The sequence below is a fragment of the Methanosarcina hadiensis genome, assembly GCF_046529725.1.
Classification (GTDB): domain Archaea; phylum Halobacteriota; class Methanosarcinia; order Methanosarcinales; family Methanosarcinaceae; genus Methanosarcina; species Methanosarcina hadiensis.
The window spans coordinates 397,337-411,698 of sequence record NZ_CP136241.1 but is presented as its reverse complement, the minus strand read 5'-3'; the positions used below and the strand labels follow the sequence as shown (position 1 = coordinate 411,698).

Sequence of the window (14,362 nt, the reverse complement as noted above, 5' to 3'; positions counted from 1 at the left end):
GAGTCTCTTTGCTCCTGATAAATTTCCTCTTATTCTGTAAACTAGTCCTCATGAGCCAAGCTCACCCTGTAACTTATAAACTAGTCTTCTTGAGCGAGCGAAGCGAGTGAAAAGGACCCCGTGCTGTTGCACTTACAGTGCAACTCCCATGAAATCTCTGATTACATGTGATCTCGAAGCGAAACTCGAGTATTTCAACCCAAAAATTAGTCCAAAAATTAGTCCTCTTGAGGAAGCGAAGCGACCGAAAAGGACACCGCCCTCCCGAGGTGAGACTCGGGTATTTCAACCCAAAAATTAGTCCTCTTGAGGAAGCGAAGCGACCGAAAAGGACAGCGGACTCAAGAAACGCAACTCTTGTAGGACACCGCCCTCCCGAGGCGGGACTCGGGCGAGACAGAAATCGAGAACACAACTTTATTAAACAGTGGCCAAGAATAAGTACAAAATCAAAAAACATACAATGATGGTGAAATAAGGAGCTAGAGTTTGAAACGGGATCCCACTGTGGAAGAAGAACTATTGCGCTCAATCGCAGTATATTTTGTTTCTTTTTTAGCCATAGGTGCACTTAACTATACGGGATATATCTCAATAGAAGGCCTTACAACTTTTTTCCTGGCATTTGTGTTAACAGCAATACATTTTGTATTCATGGTAAGGTACAGGAAAAAAGAATATCTGACAGATCCTACAATCAGTTCGATAATAAACCATATGCTTAAACGGGAGAAACCTGGAAAAAGGAATACGGGATACACAGAACTGAGGACAAACTTTCGTCCCGTTTTAATAATGCTGGTCATTGCGTATCTTGTTTATCGTTATGCTATCTGAATCTGCAGCTATTTTTGATAATGCAAAAAGAAGAAAGAAAACTCCATGTATAGCAGAAACTGAAATTAAGAAATAACATAAACAATGCCGAGAAAGAAATAGGCTAAGAAAAATAAATCCTGAAGGGTAGTGATAAGGATGAAAATGAGCTTTAAAGGAAAGAACCCGGAAATTGCTGAAACGGCTTTTGTTGCGGATTCCGCAGATATAATCGGAGATGTTGATGTAGGGAATTTTTCAAGCATATGGTTTAATGCAGTGCTAAGGGGAGATCAGAACAAAATAAAAATAGGGAACAGGACAAGCATCCAGGACGGTGTCGTAATTCATGCAGACCCTGAAAACGGGGTTCAGGTTGGAGATAATGTGTCAGTAGGGCATGGAGCAGTGCTCCACGGGTGCAAAATAGGAGATAATGTAATCATTGGAATGAATTCAACTGTGCTCAACGGGGCAGAAATCGGGAAAAACTCAATTGTCGGAGCGAATGCGCTTGTGCCCCAGGGGAAAAAGTTTCCGGATAACAGTCTTATAATCGGAGTCCCCGGTACGGTAAAAAGGGAAACTGGAGAAGAAGAGATTGAAGCTATAAGAGAAAATGCCGATGAGTATGTTGAAATGACTGCAGAATACAGAGAAGAAATGAAAAGGTATGCCTTCACAAAATCGAGTTCAATGGCCTGAATGACAGTAAAATATGAGAGACAATGAAAGGTTTGAGAAACGGCAAGAATAAGAGGGTGCTGAAAAAATGCCAAAAATAGACTTAAAGAAAGAGAATAAGGAACTTTATAATCCATCTTCAAAGGAAGTTTCAATAATAGATGTTCCTGAAATAAATTATTTAATGATAGACGGGGAAGGAGACCCCAATACATCACAGGAATATCAGGATGCAATAGAAGCATTGTTTTCAGTATCATTTAAAATGAAGTTTATTTCTGCAAAAGAGGCATCTCAGGACTATGTAGTAATGCCTCTTGAAGGGCTGTGGTGGGTTGAAAATATGGAGAATTTCAACATTCAGGATAAAAGCAGCTGGAAATGGACAGCAATGATAAGGCAGCCTGACTTTATTACGAAAAATATGATAGTAAAAGCCCTTGAAGAAGTTGAGAAAAAGAAAAATCTTCCTGCCCTTTCCAGGATAAGGTTTGAAAGTCTTCACGAAGGCTTATCAGCCCAGATACTGCATCCTGGCCCATACTCTGAGGAAGAGGCAACAGTAAAGAAACTGCATGACTTCATCAAAGCAAATAGCTATGAGTTTGATGGTAATATGCCCGGGGAAAAGCACCACGAAATATACATAAGTGATATACGCAGGACAAAACCGGAAAAGCTTAAAACTATTATAAGACAGCCTGTAAGGAGAAAAAATAAAATTATTTCCGCGGATATTCGAAATCCAGGTACCTGATTAAGTTCTCTCTTCTTCAGGATTGATTGACCTGAGTATTGAATCCATTTTTCTTTCACCTATTTCTTTAGATTGAAAATATCCTGCATGTTAAAAGTGCAAATTTCATATTTATCACATTTCAGGATATGAGTTCTATATTATTCTTCTCCAATTTCCTTCCTAAATTCGATGTAATCTCTTTCGACTTCTTCAAGTTCATATTCCATTTTATGCCTCCATTTCAAGGTTTTATTTAAAAAGTTTTATAACAGGTTCTTCTACAAAGCTGCATATATGTTTTTATATGCCAATTAGGCAATCTGCTTCCTTTTTCATTGTATAAATAGATTTCCATAGAAAAATAAGCTACTTAAACATTGAGAAAAGTCATGCGTTTAAAAACAACATAAGAGCAAAAAATTTACAAAGAACTTAAAAGTTCTTCAAGTGTTTTACGGCTTATAAGATACGGACCATACACAGCTTCCCGCTGTGCAATTCCTGTTATTAAAGGTTTTATTTCTACCGCATTCTTTTTTCACTAATTTTTCATCAATTTTTTCACTAATTTTTCATCAATTTTTTCACTAATTTTTCATCAATTTTTTCACTAATTTTTCATCAATTTTTTCACTAATTTTTCATCAATTTTTTCACTAATTTTCATCAATTTTTTCACTAATTTTTCACTAGTTTCTTCATTAATTTCTTCGTTAACTTCTTCATTAATTTTTTTCCATTATTTGTTTGATTCAAAAATACATTCCGTTGCCGAACAAAACCCTTCACCTTCCAGTTCAAGCGTTGAATGCTCTATATGAAGCTCCTGTAATTTGTTTTTAATGGAGCGTCTCATTTGATCCGGTGCCTGTAGATATTTATTTTCCACAACAACATGAGCCGTTAAAATATCCGTTTCTCCTTCCAGAGACCATACATGAATATCATGGACCCTTTTAACTCCTTCAACCGATAAGATAGTCTCCTCAACTTCATTCATATTGATATACGGCGGAACGCCTTCCAGAAGGAGGTTGAATGTTTCCTTCGCATTTTTAGAAACGCCCCACAGGACAAAGAGAGTAAACCCTATCGTCATTAGAGGATCAATAACAGGCTCATTCCAGAAACTCATGATTAATGCCCCTGTGAGCAGGAATACCCAGCCCAGGATATCTTCCAGAAGATGCCATGATAATATTTTCTCGTTCTGGCTCAACCCTTTCTTCAATCTAAAGTATCCAGCTCCGTTTATGGTGATTCCAAGGATTGCGATTAAAATCATTCCCTCGGCGTGAACGGGTTCCGGATTGATCAGACGCGGGATCGCCTGTGACAGTATGAATAATGACCCGGCTATAAGTACAATGATAGCAAATATTGCAGATAAAAGAGACAGCCTTCGATAGCCAAAGGTCATTTTACTTGTTGCAGGTTTTTTTGCTTGCTTTTCTGCGTACCATGCTATTATTAAAGAAAAACTATCAGCAAAATCATGCAACGCATCAGCCAGAAGTGCCAGGCTGTTTGTTAAAATTCCTCCAATAATCTCTATGATTGTGAAGAGTACATTCAAAGATGCAGCGAATCCCACATTTTTTTCCCTATCTCCCATAAACATTTCATTATTTCTCGTTGCTGTTAAACCTTCTGCTGTGAGGTTAAGTATCCAGACCTCTCCGGTGGCTCCCGAACCCGGGAACCGGATTTTTCTTGTGAAAAAAGTATCTGAAACTATCTACTTAACTGGATTCCAGCAGGAACTGGCAGGAGCAGATAGAAGCTGGCAGGAACTGGCTGGAATGAGTTTGACATAAGAGATATCAAAAATATAACCGGATATTAAGAAGAATGAATAGAAAATAATTTAATAGATAATATTTAACGATGCTACCAGGCCAAAATGAATTCGATTAACCAGAAAAGGCATAATAAGATTATTTCTCGCCATACCGGCCTTATGTACGGGGTAATCATCCTAGATCAAATGCATAAAGAATGCCTTAACCACGGTGTAGCCTGAAGAACACCGAATCGAAAACGAGGCGATACCATTGACAAAAGTTGTAGAGATCTCTCCAACCACGAGACATGAAGGCCACTCCAAGCTGACCCTGAAGGTGAATGACCAGGGTATCGTCGAGCGAGGAGACTGGCTCTCCATCACCCCGGTCAGGGGTATTGAAAAACTCGCCATAGGTAAGACAATGGAACAGGTCCCGAAGATTGCCTCTCGGGTATGCGGTATCTGTCCCATCGCCCATACCCTTGCGAGCATTGAGGCTATGGAGGCTTCAATCGGCTGCGAAATCCCGGAGGACGCAAAGCTCCTGAGGGTGATACTCCATGCCGCAAACCGTGTCCATAGCATCGCCCTGCATAACATCCTGATCTTACCTGACTTTTACATCCCGGGAACGGAAACAAAATTCAACCCGTTCTCCAGGGAAGAGCCTATCAGGAGTGTTGCAGCAAGGATCTTCCGCATCCGCGAGATCGGACAGACCATCGGAGCCATAGCAGGCGGAGAAGCAATCCACCCCTCCAATCCGAGAATAGGCGGGATGTACCACAACGTGAGCCCCAGAGCGAAACAGAAGATGGCAGACCTGGCAAAAGAGGGTCTCACCCTTGTCCACGAACAGATGGATTTCATGCTCGAGGTCATCAGGAATATGCAAAACCGGGAGTTTGTGGATGTAGGAGGCCAGAAGATTCCGGTTCCCAAAACACTCGGATACCACAACCAGGGAGTTATGGCAACATCCCCTATGTACGGCTCATCAAGCCTGGACGAGAAACCCATGTGGGACTTTGCGAGGTGGAAAGAGACCAGGCCGTGGGAATGGTACATGGGTGAAGTAACCATCGACCTTGAAGACCCGAACTATCCTATAGGCGGAACCACAAAAGTCGGCACCAAAGCTAACCCTCAGATGGAGGCCTGCAACAGTGTTCCCACTTACGATGGCCAGCCCGTAGAGGTAGGCCCGAGAGCAAGGCTTGCTACATTCAAGAACTTCGATGAGAAGGGCACTTTCGCCCAGCACATCGCCAGGCAGATGGAGTACCCGGACTGCTTTTATACCATCCTCAAATGCCTTGACGACCTCGACACCTCTGGAAAAGTCCTTGCCAACCATATCCCTCAAGGAGACGGATCCATGGGCTGGGCTGCAAACGAAGCACCTCGAGGGACGGATGTGCACCTTGCAAGGGTTAAGGACGGGCGAGTGCTGTGGTACGAGATGCTTGTGCCAACCACCTGGAACCTCCCGACCTGCAGCCGCGGGCTGACCGGAGCGCCCTGGCAGATCGCAGAGATGGTCGTCCGTGCCTATGACCCGTGCGTATCATGTGCAACCCACATGATCGTGGTGGACGAAAAGAACAAGATAGTCGCCCAGAGGCTCATCCAGTGAAAGGAACAGAAACTCTGTATTCCGAAATTGTGGTGGCAGGCTGCGGGAATCCGCTCTATGCAGACGATGGGTTCGGACCCGCAGTGGTGGAGAATCTAAAGAGCCTAGAGCTCCCGGAGAATGTCACGGTTGTTGATGCGGGGCTCGGCGGTCCCCATTTTATCTTTACCCTTCTTAATCCTGATTCCACAAAGACCCTCATCATAGTGGACATCGCGGATTTCGGGGGAGAGCCAGGCGAGCTAAAGTGGCTCTTGGTTGACGAGCTTCCGGTGGGAAGCTACAGAGACGCTCACTCATGGGACCTGACAGAGCCTCTCAGGATTATCCAGGACGATATCCGGATCCGGGTCCTTGCATGCCAGAAAAAATACGTTTCTGACCCAGAGATGGTCATCGGGATTACAGACGAAGTACAGAGAGCCATTCCAAAAGCTGTATCCGAGATACTGAAAGAAATCGGGATGAACTATGGAACTGCTTAACTCCATCAGGAAAGCCAGCGGCATGGTAGCAAGCCCGCTCAGGTTGCGGTGGAGAAAAAGGTGAAGCTACAAAGGAGGCGAAACCAGTGGCAAACAAAATCAAGCTCGGACATGTACACCTGAGCGGCTGTACAGGCTGCCTCGTGTCAATTGCCGATAATTATTTGGGACTTATGAAGATTCTGGACGACTACGCCGACCTCGTCTACAGCCTTACGCTCGCCGATGTCCGGCATATCCCGGAGATGGACGTGGCGCTCGTTGAGGGATCGGTCTGCATCCAGGACCATGAATCGGTTGAGGAAATAAAAGAAACACGGAAGAAAGCAAAGATTGTGGTAGCCCTTGGCTCATGCTCAAGCTACGGGAACATAACCCGGTTCAGCCGCGGCGGGCAGCACAACCAGCCACAGCACGAATCCTTCCTCCCAATCGGGAATCTCATTGACGTGGATGTCTACATCCCGGGATGCCCTCCAAGCCCGGAACTCATAAGGAACGTCGCTGTTATGGCATATCTGCTCCTTGAAGGGGATGAGAACCAGAAAGAGCTTGCAGGCAAGTACTTAAAGCCCCTCATGGACCTTGCAAAGCGCGGCACAACCGCATGCTTCTGTGACCTGATGAACGAAGTGATCAACCAGAGCCTCTGCATGGGCTGCGGAACCTGTGCTGCAGCCTGCCCTGTGCGGGCGATTACCTACGAGTTCGGTAAGCCGCAGGGCGAACGTGACCTCTGTATAAAATGCGGCTCCTGTTACGGTGCCTGCCCAAGGTCGTTCTTTAATATAGACGTGATCTCCGAATTCGAAGACATCAGCGAGCTGATCGCTGGAGCGCTTAAGTGAGGTGAAAAAGATGGTTACAGACCCATATCTCGGTAAATACATCACCTGCGTCTCTGCACGGAGCACGGACAAGGAGATTCTCAAGAAAGCGCAGGACGGCGGCATCGCCACAGCTCTCATGGTCTACGCCCTCGAAGAAGGAATCATAGACGGGACAATTGTTGCAGGCGAGGGTGACCGCCCCTGGCAGCCCAAGCCGGTAGTAGCAATGAGCCGCGAAGACATCCTCAAAGCACAGGGTACGAAATACAGCATCAGCCCCCAGATCTCCTGGCTCAAGGAAGCGACCAGGTCCTACGGACTCGATAAAGTAGGAGTCACAGGCGTCTGCTGCCAGATGCAGGCAGTCAGGAAGGCTCAGCTCTATCCCATAAATATGCGGGACGTGCCCGGCAAGGTAGCTCTTACTGTGGGGCTTTTCTGTATGGAAAACTTCCCTTACAAGTCCCTGCAGACCATTGTTGAAGACCATGCAGGCCAGAGCCTCAACTCTGTGAAAAAAATGGAGATCACGAAGGGCAAGTTCTGGGTCTATACCGAGCGCGGGAACGTTGCTACCCTGCCGCTCAAGGCGACTCACAAATACGAGCAGCCCGGCTGCCACGTCTGCCTCGATTATGTTTCCAGCCTCGCAGACATTTCAACAGGCTCGGTCGGAAGCCCGGACGGATGGTCCACGGTTTTTATCCGCACTAAAAAGGGGAACGAAGTCTGGTCAAAGGCGGTTGCTGCGGGAATGTTCGAGACAAAGCCTATCGAGGATGTTAAGCCAGGTCTTGAGCTCCTCACGAAGCTTGCGAAGGAGAAGATTGACAAGAATCAGAAGACACTGGAAGAACGCAGGAATTTCGGTGTAAACAAGGCGTTAAGGGATCCTTACGCCTAAATTTTTTTTTCTTTAGCGAAATTCTCAATTTGACTCCATTGCTATAATTTGTATCATTTAAGAGCTAAAAATACAGAAAAATGGCAAGCTCTGAGAAAGGCTTGATACTGCAACTCAATCAAAATATACTGATTTTAAATTGATCCTGAATTAATTACTAATGGAATAAGCTGGCAAAGCTGTATACACTCATTTACTTAACCAAACATCAGTTATCCATTGTAACGAAAAAATTACTCATCTTTTCACTTAATGTTTTATACAAATAGTCAAACATTGGTAGACGATCAAATATGAACCCAAGCATTCCAGGACCTTTAGATTTAACAATAGTGTATGATTTACCGTCAATCCATATTTTGGATTTGAAGTCCATTTCTCTATTGATCGGAATATGATCTCTATCTTTCATGAAAATTTTAATTTCTTTTTTGGTGTTTGATTCTTCAGCCCTTAGATAATAGTACTTTATTAAAGGACACCATGTGGAATATTCATTGTTATTATTCGTATAGTTATCATGGACTTCGATTACAACAATTAAAGTGTCAAAATCATTAAAGAATCTTAGTTCCTGTTTTAGTTTTGGAAAGCAATAATCTATCGTAGTATCATAAACATTAGGGAATTCATTAAAAAATATCTTAATATTTTCGAGTACTTCTTCTGGTGTGTTGTGAGACCAACTATAGTGACTGATTGTGGGCCTGTCAAAGTTTTTAGGAATATAAAGCCTGTTAATTTCATTGAAATCATTCAGAGAAGGGTTTCCTAAAAAATCAGCAATGAGTTTCAATGGAAAATTTCTTGTGCCCAGAACTAAATTTCTATTATTGAACTGGCAATTCCTAATTCTTTCATTTACTCTTTTATCTATCTCTTCTTTTTTTTCTTGATTCAGTTGATGAAGTAGAAATGCTGGATCAATATAAGGAGAAAAAAGAGGATGGTATCCTAAGTTTATATTTTCATTACTCAAAACTTCATCTACCCAGATTGGGAAGTAGGCATAGAAAGAATGTCTAACTTCTCGAACTGTATAACTATTTTTTACTTTTAAACCCAGACATTCATGGAGATTATCAATAATCCCAAAGAGTACTTCACGAAAGAGAGATATATTGCTCAAAGGTAGTAATTTTTTATCACATATTTCGGTCACTTTTTTAATTACTAATTCTTTTGCATAATTTTCAGGCTGAGAATGAATAGGATTTGTTGGACCAATACTTGTTTCAACAAAACCTCCTAACTCATCCTTCAGTTTATCTGATATTTCTTTAATTTGCAAATCATTTTTAAAGTAATTAATAGGATAAAGTAAATATGTAATCCGGCCCTCGGAATAATTATTGTATGCAATTCCTAATTTCCAACAGGAATTATAATACAAATCTTTTACAATGGAAAAATCTGTATCTAAATAAACATTTAATTGATCCAAAAATCTATGAATATTTTTAAACTCTCTTCTTTCCAATCTAAGTAGGGAATCGGAATTTTCTGAAAGAATCACATATTTTTCTCGGAGACTTTTCATTTCCTCTCTTTGAGAATCATAAAACATTAGTTTTTCTTTTATTTCGTCAATAATCTGAAGCCCTTTAGACATTTGTTTAGACAATTCTTTAATTTCTTGATTTGCTTCCTGCACTTCTTGATTGGTTTCTTGGGATACTTGGCACATTTTTTGAGTAGTTTCATTTATTTGTTTGGCTAAGTAAAGCTCAAGAAAATCTCGAAGTTCAGGATTTTTCTCGATTTCAGAATCTATGACTTCGAAAAAAGTGTTTAAGATTAAATTTGCATCTTCTCTGGAGAAATCTTCCTGGCTGAATAGATCAAAAAATTCATTAATCAAAACACTTAAACAAATAGGTTATTAGGATTTTTTAGGTATTCTTTAATTGCTGTTTCTACTTTTTCCTCATGCAAAAAGATATCAATGTTTATTTGATCAAATTTAGGATTCTTATTTGAAAGTTCTTTGATTACTTCATCACATACTTTCCAATAAATGTCAAAAATTTTCCCAGGAATCTTTTTGGAAGAATCAATAAAACAGGCTTTTAAAAAGTCTAAACCTAATTCTGAGATTATCATTTATTTTCCCGTTGGTATTACACACTTCTTCGATAATTATGAATAAATCATTTATGAAACAATATGAGTTAACTTTTTCTATTTTATACTAAATCTGGAGTTATAGCATGCCGATTTTTCTTTTCTTTTTTTCCAGCGGCCGCCCGGTAATCTACATATGGCTCGCGGTGGTATCTGCGGGCCGTTGGTATTAGGTGCGGGCGCTAAAGGTCTAAGACCTGTCGCATGGCTCGGGCGGATCATCTAGGTAGGCTGGTCTTGTTTTTGCGTATAAAGACTGGATGGAACTTTAGGTATATTCTATTGGTTTTCCTAAAGCTGGCTTCTTGTCCGGTCTTTCCCTGCGGGCAGGGTAGCAAAAAGAGGTATTTTTCTTTAATCCTTTCTAGATTTGGTACAGATTGATTGCCTAAATTTGTAAAAGGGGAAGGTAAGCCGAAACGGGAGGGAAGGCTTGCCTTCCATCCTTTCAAAATTTAGTTTATTTGTATCTTTCTAGTGAGAAAAAGAGTTCTGTTGACTTACTCCTCCAATCTTATCTATGTCTTTTTCTCCTTTCGTCCTTCTTCTCAATCTTGCTCTGTTATGATATATTGCCCAAAAGCTTTAAATGTCGCCAGGTCACTGAAAGAAAAAAATACAGAAGTAATGATAAATGCGCTACAAACTGGTATATCAGCAGCATCAGAAGTCGGTAAGAATTCAATTTTATATTTTTTGTGACTTTGACATTACGACATTGAATTTTGAATTATAGATTCTAACACTTGCTGAAGATGTCTGACAACTTATTGTATTACAAAGATGACATGATATCAGATTACGCAGTTTGAAAAGCCAACATTTAAAAATAAAAAGTTCTTATTATGTTTTTATTTAAAATTTTGATTGTTTTTTATGTCAGACGACTGATTGTCTTACTTGTAGAAATACTCTTAGAAAGCCGAATTGAGCATATAGATGCATTGTTTAAAGATTAATATTTGAATAGATGAAATATTAATATGAAACATTAGGAGGAATTTTAACGAATGGATGATTTTAAGGGAGAGACTTTGGATTTTAAGGGAGAGACTTTTGTTGCTTTTTTAGATATCTCTGGATTTAAAAAATTGATGAAAGATGATAAAAGAGCTTTGGAAGCAATAGATACTTTTTACAGTGCTGGATACGAAATACTTGATAGTAATAATAGAACTAATGGAAATAATAAAAAAATTGGAGGGGTATTTGTGTCTGACTCTGAAATTTTGTTTTACAAAGAGGATTTAAAAGAATAATCTATAGACGAAAAGAAATCTGCATTATGCTCATTACTATATTCAATAAAATATATAAATCGTAAAATGTGTGATAAAAGTTTCACTCTCACAACGTCAATCGCTTATGGGTGCTTTAAGTTTCAAGATAGAATTGAAACTTCATATATAAGAAAAAATGCTGTTTACGGCAACGCATATGTTACTTCATTTTTAGATAATGAAAATGGAACTCCGAAGATACAGCCTGGTCAGTGTCGTATTGTCACAAGAGATATTCCAGATAGTGTCCTTAATAATCTTGAATTCTTAAGGAGCGGAAGTTCAAATGATGAACATTATTATTATTATTGGATGGTTGATAGAGTAGAGGACATCAATGAATTTGAAGAAGATTACAAAGATTATGATGATTTAGCACATAAAGAGGTGCTTGGGGCTTTAAGGAAGCATATGTATCACTATACTTAAGTAATTTTTTTGCAGTTTGTGTCTTAAAGATGAGCTCTTAAAGTTCATTTTTGAACAAAAAATGAATATATTACCCAAAAGCCTTAAATACCGCCCGATATCTGCTCACTTCGCGAGCATGCGGGCGCGGAGAGAAGTTTTAAGATGATTTTTAAAAAGAATTTGGCAACTAAAATCTATCAGAAGAATAGGTTTTATGTAGTAGTTTATGGAAGACGAGAAATCTTTCCAGCTATGGCGAGCTTATAAGCTTGTCAATGGCCTTATTCTAATTCTATCCTCTTCGACAACTGAAAAATGTCCTTCCCAATCGTCACGCGATTCTATAACTTTTACAAGGGCTTTCGCTATGTAAGTTGAAGAGATCGTAGGTATGCGAAAAAGAATTATTCCACTTACCGGTGGTTGCTTCGTGGAAAAAGCCAGTTCTCCGAAGTCTTTATCGAAAGTAACAAGAATACGTTTTTCTCTATGACCCAGTTCCATGACTTCAATATCAGTGATACCCGGTGATTTTTCTCTTATCCACAGGACATCATGTCCACAGTCTCGGAGAGCCCTTACTGCATTAAGAGGAATATTTTCATTTGCCAGCAGGCGCATCAGTCTACTTCCTGAGGAATCTCGACGGGATAAACCCTTTCTGTCCTGAGTAAATTGCTCGCATACATCAGGCATGCTTGAATATCCTCATGGGTCAGGCCGGGATAGTTCAGGAGGATCTCCGATTCAGTCCAGTCATGAGCCAGCAGGTCGATAATGAACTCTACTGCAAGGCGTGTACCTTTGATAATAGGCTTGCCTGTAAGGACGGCGGGATCGATAACGATATGTTCTCTCCAGTTCATAGATCTCTCCGATGCTTATCATACACAAACTGAATCAGTTGGGAACTTCTTTTTTCTATATCAGTTTGATATTGTTTTCCTTCAATTTAATATTGTTGTGCAACACAATTTTTGCTTAGCAGGTGGCTTATGAATAAAGTTATTGATTCTCCTTTTTTTTGCCACTAACCACCCGAGGTCTGCTCATTTCGTTAGCATGCGGGCGTGGAGGGAAGTATAGGTTCAAATTTAAAATCTGGGAATTCAACGTTTTCAGACCAAATTTTTATCATAGGACTTACGCGGTTGAAGCACTTTTTCATAAGTTACATTAAAATACTTTTTTTAATATATTGGTATAAATATAATCAAAAAAAAATCTCTGGGTTGAATTAAATAAATCCTCCTAAATGCACTGATCTCGATTACATCAACTTTCTTATCGCTTCTTCACGCGTATTTAGCTGTACCGAAGCTTCAAAGTGCAGTTATTTAGATTCTAATAATCCGGCTCATGACTCTTTTACCCGTCTTCTTCTAAGGCAGCCTCCGGATACGGAGGCTTTATGGGAAGAAGTAAAGGATATAGTCACTCCTTATACTGGCTTTCTTGTTTTCGACGATACTGTTCTGGATAAACCATATTCCAAGCATATGGATCTTGTTTACAGACAATGGAGTGGTAAACATCATCAGATTGTAAATGGGATCAATCTTGAAACCGTTGTCTGGACGTCTAATGACGCCATAATCCCTGTTGACTTTAGAATTTACGATATAAATACTGATGGAAAAACAAAAAACGATCATTTCCTTGATATGCTAAATAAGGCAGAAGAACGTGGTTTTAAGCCTGAATTTGTTCTGTTTGATACGTGGTATTCCAGTATAAAGAATCTCAAAGCGATCAGGAAAAAGGGATGGCACTGGTTAACGAGATTGAAGAAAAACCGGTTAGTTAATCCTGATAAGACTGGTAATGTAGCAATTGAATTGTTAAGTATTCCACCAGAAGGAATAACGGTTCATCTGAAAGAATATGGTTTCATCAAAGTATTTCGGATAGTTTCCGAGGACGGAGACACGCAGTATTGGGCTACAGATGTACTGGATATGAAAGAAGAAAAAAGGAAAGAGTTAGGGAAAAAAGCATGGAAAATTGAAGAGTACCATAGAGGAATTAAACAGTTTTGTGGAGTAGAACGCTGTCAGGCAAGAAGAAATAATGTGCAGAGAGCACATATTATGATGGCACTAAGAGCATTCCTAAGATTTGAAGTCCAAAGAATGAAAACAGGAATGACATGGTTTGAGACAAAGTTAAGCATTACAAGAAATGCTGTAAGTCAATATATCAGAAAACCAATATATGAATTAGATTAAAAAGTAAAAAACTCGAAAGCTGCCTGCAAAGCAGGCAAGTGCGTAAGTCCTATATCATTATATTATGTTTTTAAATTAATTATTCAACTTAGTGCTAAATTTAAAAATAATTTGTAATCAAAGAAGGAATTAAGACTTGAAATAAGGATTATGCCCTTTTTTGATAGCCTCTGAGTTTACTTGCGGCAATTGGGTCATATATATTTTTTCTGTGCAAATCTTCGAATAATCAAAAATGAAAAAAATGGCTTCATGTTCAAATAAGTAAGAAAATTGCATAGTTTAACACTTTACACGGAAAACTTATAAGTAGTCAGCAAAGAGGATTTATAAAGTTTAAATGTAGTTTTTCCAAACTCCCCAAACTTCATAAGATATTCTCTGAGAGGCATTATTGAGTTAGCTTTGCGTGTTTTAAGCTTGCGTTATTCTGCTTCCT

General features: G+C 39.9%; 16 protein-coding genes. 11 read left to right on the top strand and 5 right to left on the bottom strand.

The window, feature by feature from the left end; all coding sequences use genetic code 11:
• Positions 1-489: 489 nt before the first annotated feature.
• From RSJ42_RS01955 to RSJ42_RS01945, 3 genes are all read left to right on the top strand, one after another.
• A complete protein-coding gene (locus tag RSJ42_RS01955) occupies positions 490-837 on the top strand; it encodes a hypothetical protein (RefSeq protein WP_410509058.1) in 348 nt (115 codons plus the stop codon).
• Between the two features lie 138 nt (positions 838-975).
• Positions 976-1,521, top strand: a complete 546-nt coding sequence (locus RSJ42_RS01950) for a gamma carbonic anhydrase family protein (protein WP_410509057.1) — start codon at positions 976-978, stop codon at positions 1,519-1,521.
• Between the two features lie 67 nt (positions 1,522-1,588).
• Entirely contained in the window at positions 1,589-2,257 is a 669-nt protein-coding gene (locus RSJ42_RS01945; RefSeq protein WP_410509056.1) for a GyrI-like domain-containing protein, read from the top strand.
• 721 nt (positions 2,258-2,978) lie between these two features.
• Here the strand turns inward: RSJ42_RS01945 and RSJ42_RS01940 are convergent.
• On the bottom strand, positions 2,979-3,854 hold the full coding sequence (locus RSJ42_RS01940; RefSeq protein ID WP_410509055.1) for a cation diffusion facilitator family transporter: 876 nt from the start codon (positions 3,852-3,854) through the stop codon (positions 2,979-2,981).
• A gap of 40 nt (positions 3,855-3,894) precedes the next feature.
• Here RSJ42_RS01940 and RSJ42_RS01935 point away from each other — a divergent pair, with 40 nt between their 5' ends.
• The 5 genes from RSJ42_RS01935 (at position 3,895) to frhB (ending at position 7,880) form a co-directional block, all read left to right on the top strand.
• Entirely contained in the window at positions 3,895-4,056 is a 162-nt protein-coding gene (locus RSJ42_RS01935) for a hypothetical protein (RefSeq protein ID WP_410509054.1), read from the top strand.
• Positions 4,057-4,293: 237 nt separating this feature from the next.
• The gene (gene frhA / locus RSJ42_RS01930; RefSeq protein WP_410509053.1) at positions 4,294-5,661 is read left to right on the top strand and encodes a coenzyme F420 hydrogenase subunit alpha; all 1,368 of its coding nucleotides are present in this window, start codon (positions 4,294-4,296) and stop codon (positions 5,659-5,661) included.
• The gene (gene frhD, locus RSJ42_RS01925) at positions 5,658-6,146 is read left to right on the top strand and encodes a coenzyme F420-reducing hydrogenase, FrhD protein (RefSeq protein WP_410509052.1); all 489 of its coding nucleotides are present in this window, start codon (positions 5,658-5,660) and stop codon (positions 6,144-6,146) included. Before frhA ends, frhD begins: the two co-directional genes overlap by 4 nt.
• Positions 6,147-6,232: 86 nt before the next feature.
• A complete protein-coding gene (frhG, locus tag RSJ42_RS01920) occupies positions 6,233-6,994 on the top strand; it encodes a coenzyme F420 hydrogenase subunit gamma (RefSeq protein ID WP_410509051.1) in 762 nt (253 codons plus the stop codon).
• 10 nt (positions 6,995-7,004) lie between these two features.
• Positions 7,005-7,880, top strand: coding sequence for a coenzyme F420 hydrogenase subunit beta (gene frhB / locus RSJ42_RS01915; RefSeq protein ID WP_410509050.1), 876 nt, complete (start codon positions 7,005-7,007; stop codon positions 7,878-7,880).
• A gap of 208 nt (positions 7,881-8,088) precedes the next feature.
• Here the strand turns inward: frhB and RSJ42_RS01910 are convergent, their stop codons facing one another.
• Both RSJ42_RS01910 and RSJ42_RS01905 read right to left on the bottom strand, forming a co-directional pair.
• On the bottom strand, positions 8,089-9,741 hold the full coding sequence (locus RSJ42_RS01910) for a hypothetical protein (protein WP_410509049.1): 1,653 nt from the start codon (positions 9,739-9,741) through the stop codon (positions 8,089-8,091).
• A 5-nt stretch (positions 9,742-9,746) separates the two neighbouring features.
• Positions 9,747-9,983, bottom strand: coding sequence for a hypothetical protein (locus RSJ42_RS01905; RefSeq protein WP_410509048.1), 237 nt, complete (start codon positions 9,981-9,983; stop codon positions 9,747-9,749).
• Between the two features lie 1,031 nt (positions 9,984-11,014).
• Between RSJ42_RS01905 and RSJ42_RS01900 the strand changes: the two genes are divergently transcribed.
• Together RSJ42_RS01900 and RSJ42_RS01895 are read left to right on the top strand one after the other, a co-directional pair.
• Entirely contained in the window at positions 11,015-11,263 is a 249-nt protein-coding gene (locus tag RSJ42_RS01900; RefSeq protein WP_410509047.1) for a hypothetical protein, read from the top strand.
• Positions 11,264-11,329: 66 nt separating this feature from the next.
• Positions 11,330-11,713, top strand: coding sequence for a hypothetical protein (locus tag RSJ42_RS01895; RefSeq protein WP_410509046.1), 384 nt, complete (start codon positions 11,330-11,332; stop codon positions 11,711-11,713).
• Between the two features lie 243 nt (positions 11,714-11,956).
• On the opposite strand, the gene RSJ42_RS01890 is transcribed toward RSJ42_RS01895, so the two are convergent.
• Together RSJ42_RS01890 and RSJ42_RS01885 are read right to left on the bottom strand one after the other, a co-directional pair.
• On the bottom strand, positions 11,957-12,316 hold the full coding sequence (locus tag RSJ42_RS01890) for a DUF5615 family PIN-like protein (protein WP_410509045.1): 360 nt from the start codon (positions 12,314-12,316) through the stop codon (positions 11,957-11,959).
• Positions 12,316-12,561, bottom strand: a complete 246-nt coding sequence (locus tag RSJ42_RS01885; protein WP_410509044.1) for a DUF433 domain-containing protein — start codon at positions 12,559-12,561, stop codon at positions 12,316-12,318. The genes RSJ42_RS01890 and RSJ42_RS01885 overlap by 1 nt, the downstream gene beginning before the upstream one ends.
• A 375-nt stretch (positions 12,562-12,936) precedes the next feature.
• Between RSJ42_RS01885 and RSJ42_RS01880 the strand changes: the two genes are divergently transcribed.
• Complete coding sequence (locus tag RSJ42_RS01880) at positions 12,937-13,923, top strand: transposase (RefSeq protein ID WP_410510287.1); 987 nt, start codon at positions 12,937-12,939, stop codon at positions 13,921-13,923.
• Positions 13,924-14,362 lie beyond the last annotated feature (439 nt).

Excerpts from the sequence above, each read along its gene's own strand:
- RSJ42_RS01890 (WP_410509045.1), bottom strand. The coding sequence starts at position 12,316 with ATGCGCCTGCTGGCAAATGAAAATATTCCTCTTAATGCAGTAAGGGCT.
- RSJ42_RS01950 (WP_410509057.1), top strand. The coding sequence starts at position 976 with ATGAAAATGAGCTTTAAAGGAAAGAACCCGGAAATTGCTGAAACGGCT.
- RSJ42_RS01940 (WP_410509055.1), bottom strand. The coding sequence starts at position 3,854 with ATGGGAGATAGGGAAAAAAATGTGGGATTCGCTGCATCTTTGAATGTA.
- RSJ42_RS01905 (WP_410509048.1), bottom strand. The coding sequence starts at position 9,983 with ATGATAATCTCAGAATTAGGTTTAGACTTTTTAAAAGCCTGTTTTATT.
- frhB (WP_410509050.1), top strand. The coding sequence starts at position 7,005 with ATGGTTACAGACCCATATCTCGGTAAATACATCACCTGCGTCTCTGCA.
- RSJ42_RS01900 (WP_410509047.1), top strand. The coding sequence starts at position 11,015 with ATGGATGATTTTAAGGGAGAGACTTTGGATTTTAAGGGAGAGACTTTT.
- RSJ42_RS01945 (WP_410509056.1), top strand. The coding sequence starts at position 1,589 with ATGCCAAAAATAGACTTAAAGAAAGAGAATAAGGAACTTTATAATCCA.
- RSJ42_RS01895 (WP_410509046.1), top strand. The coding sequence starts at position 11,330 with ATGTGTGATAAAAGTTTCACTCTCACAACGTCAATCGCTTATGGGTGC.
- RSJ42_RS01885 (WP_410509044.1), bottom strand. The coding sequence starts at position 12,561 with ATGAACTGGAGAGAACATATCGTTATCGATCCCGCCGTCCTTACAGGC.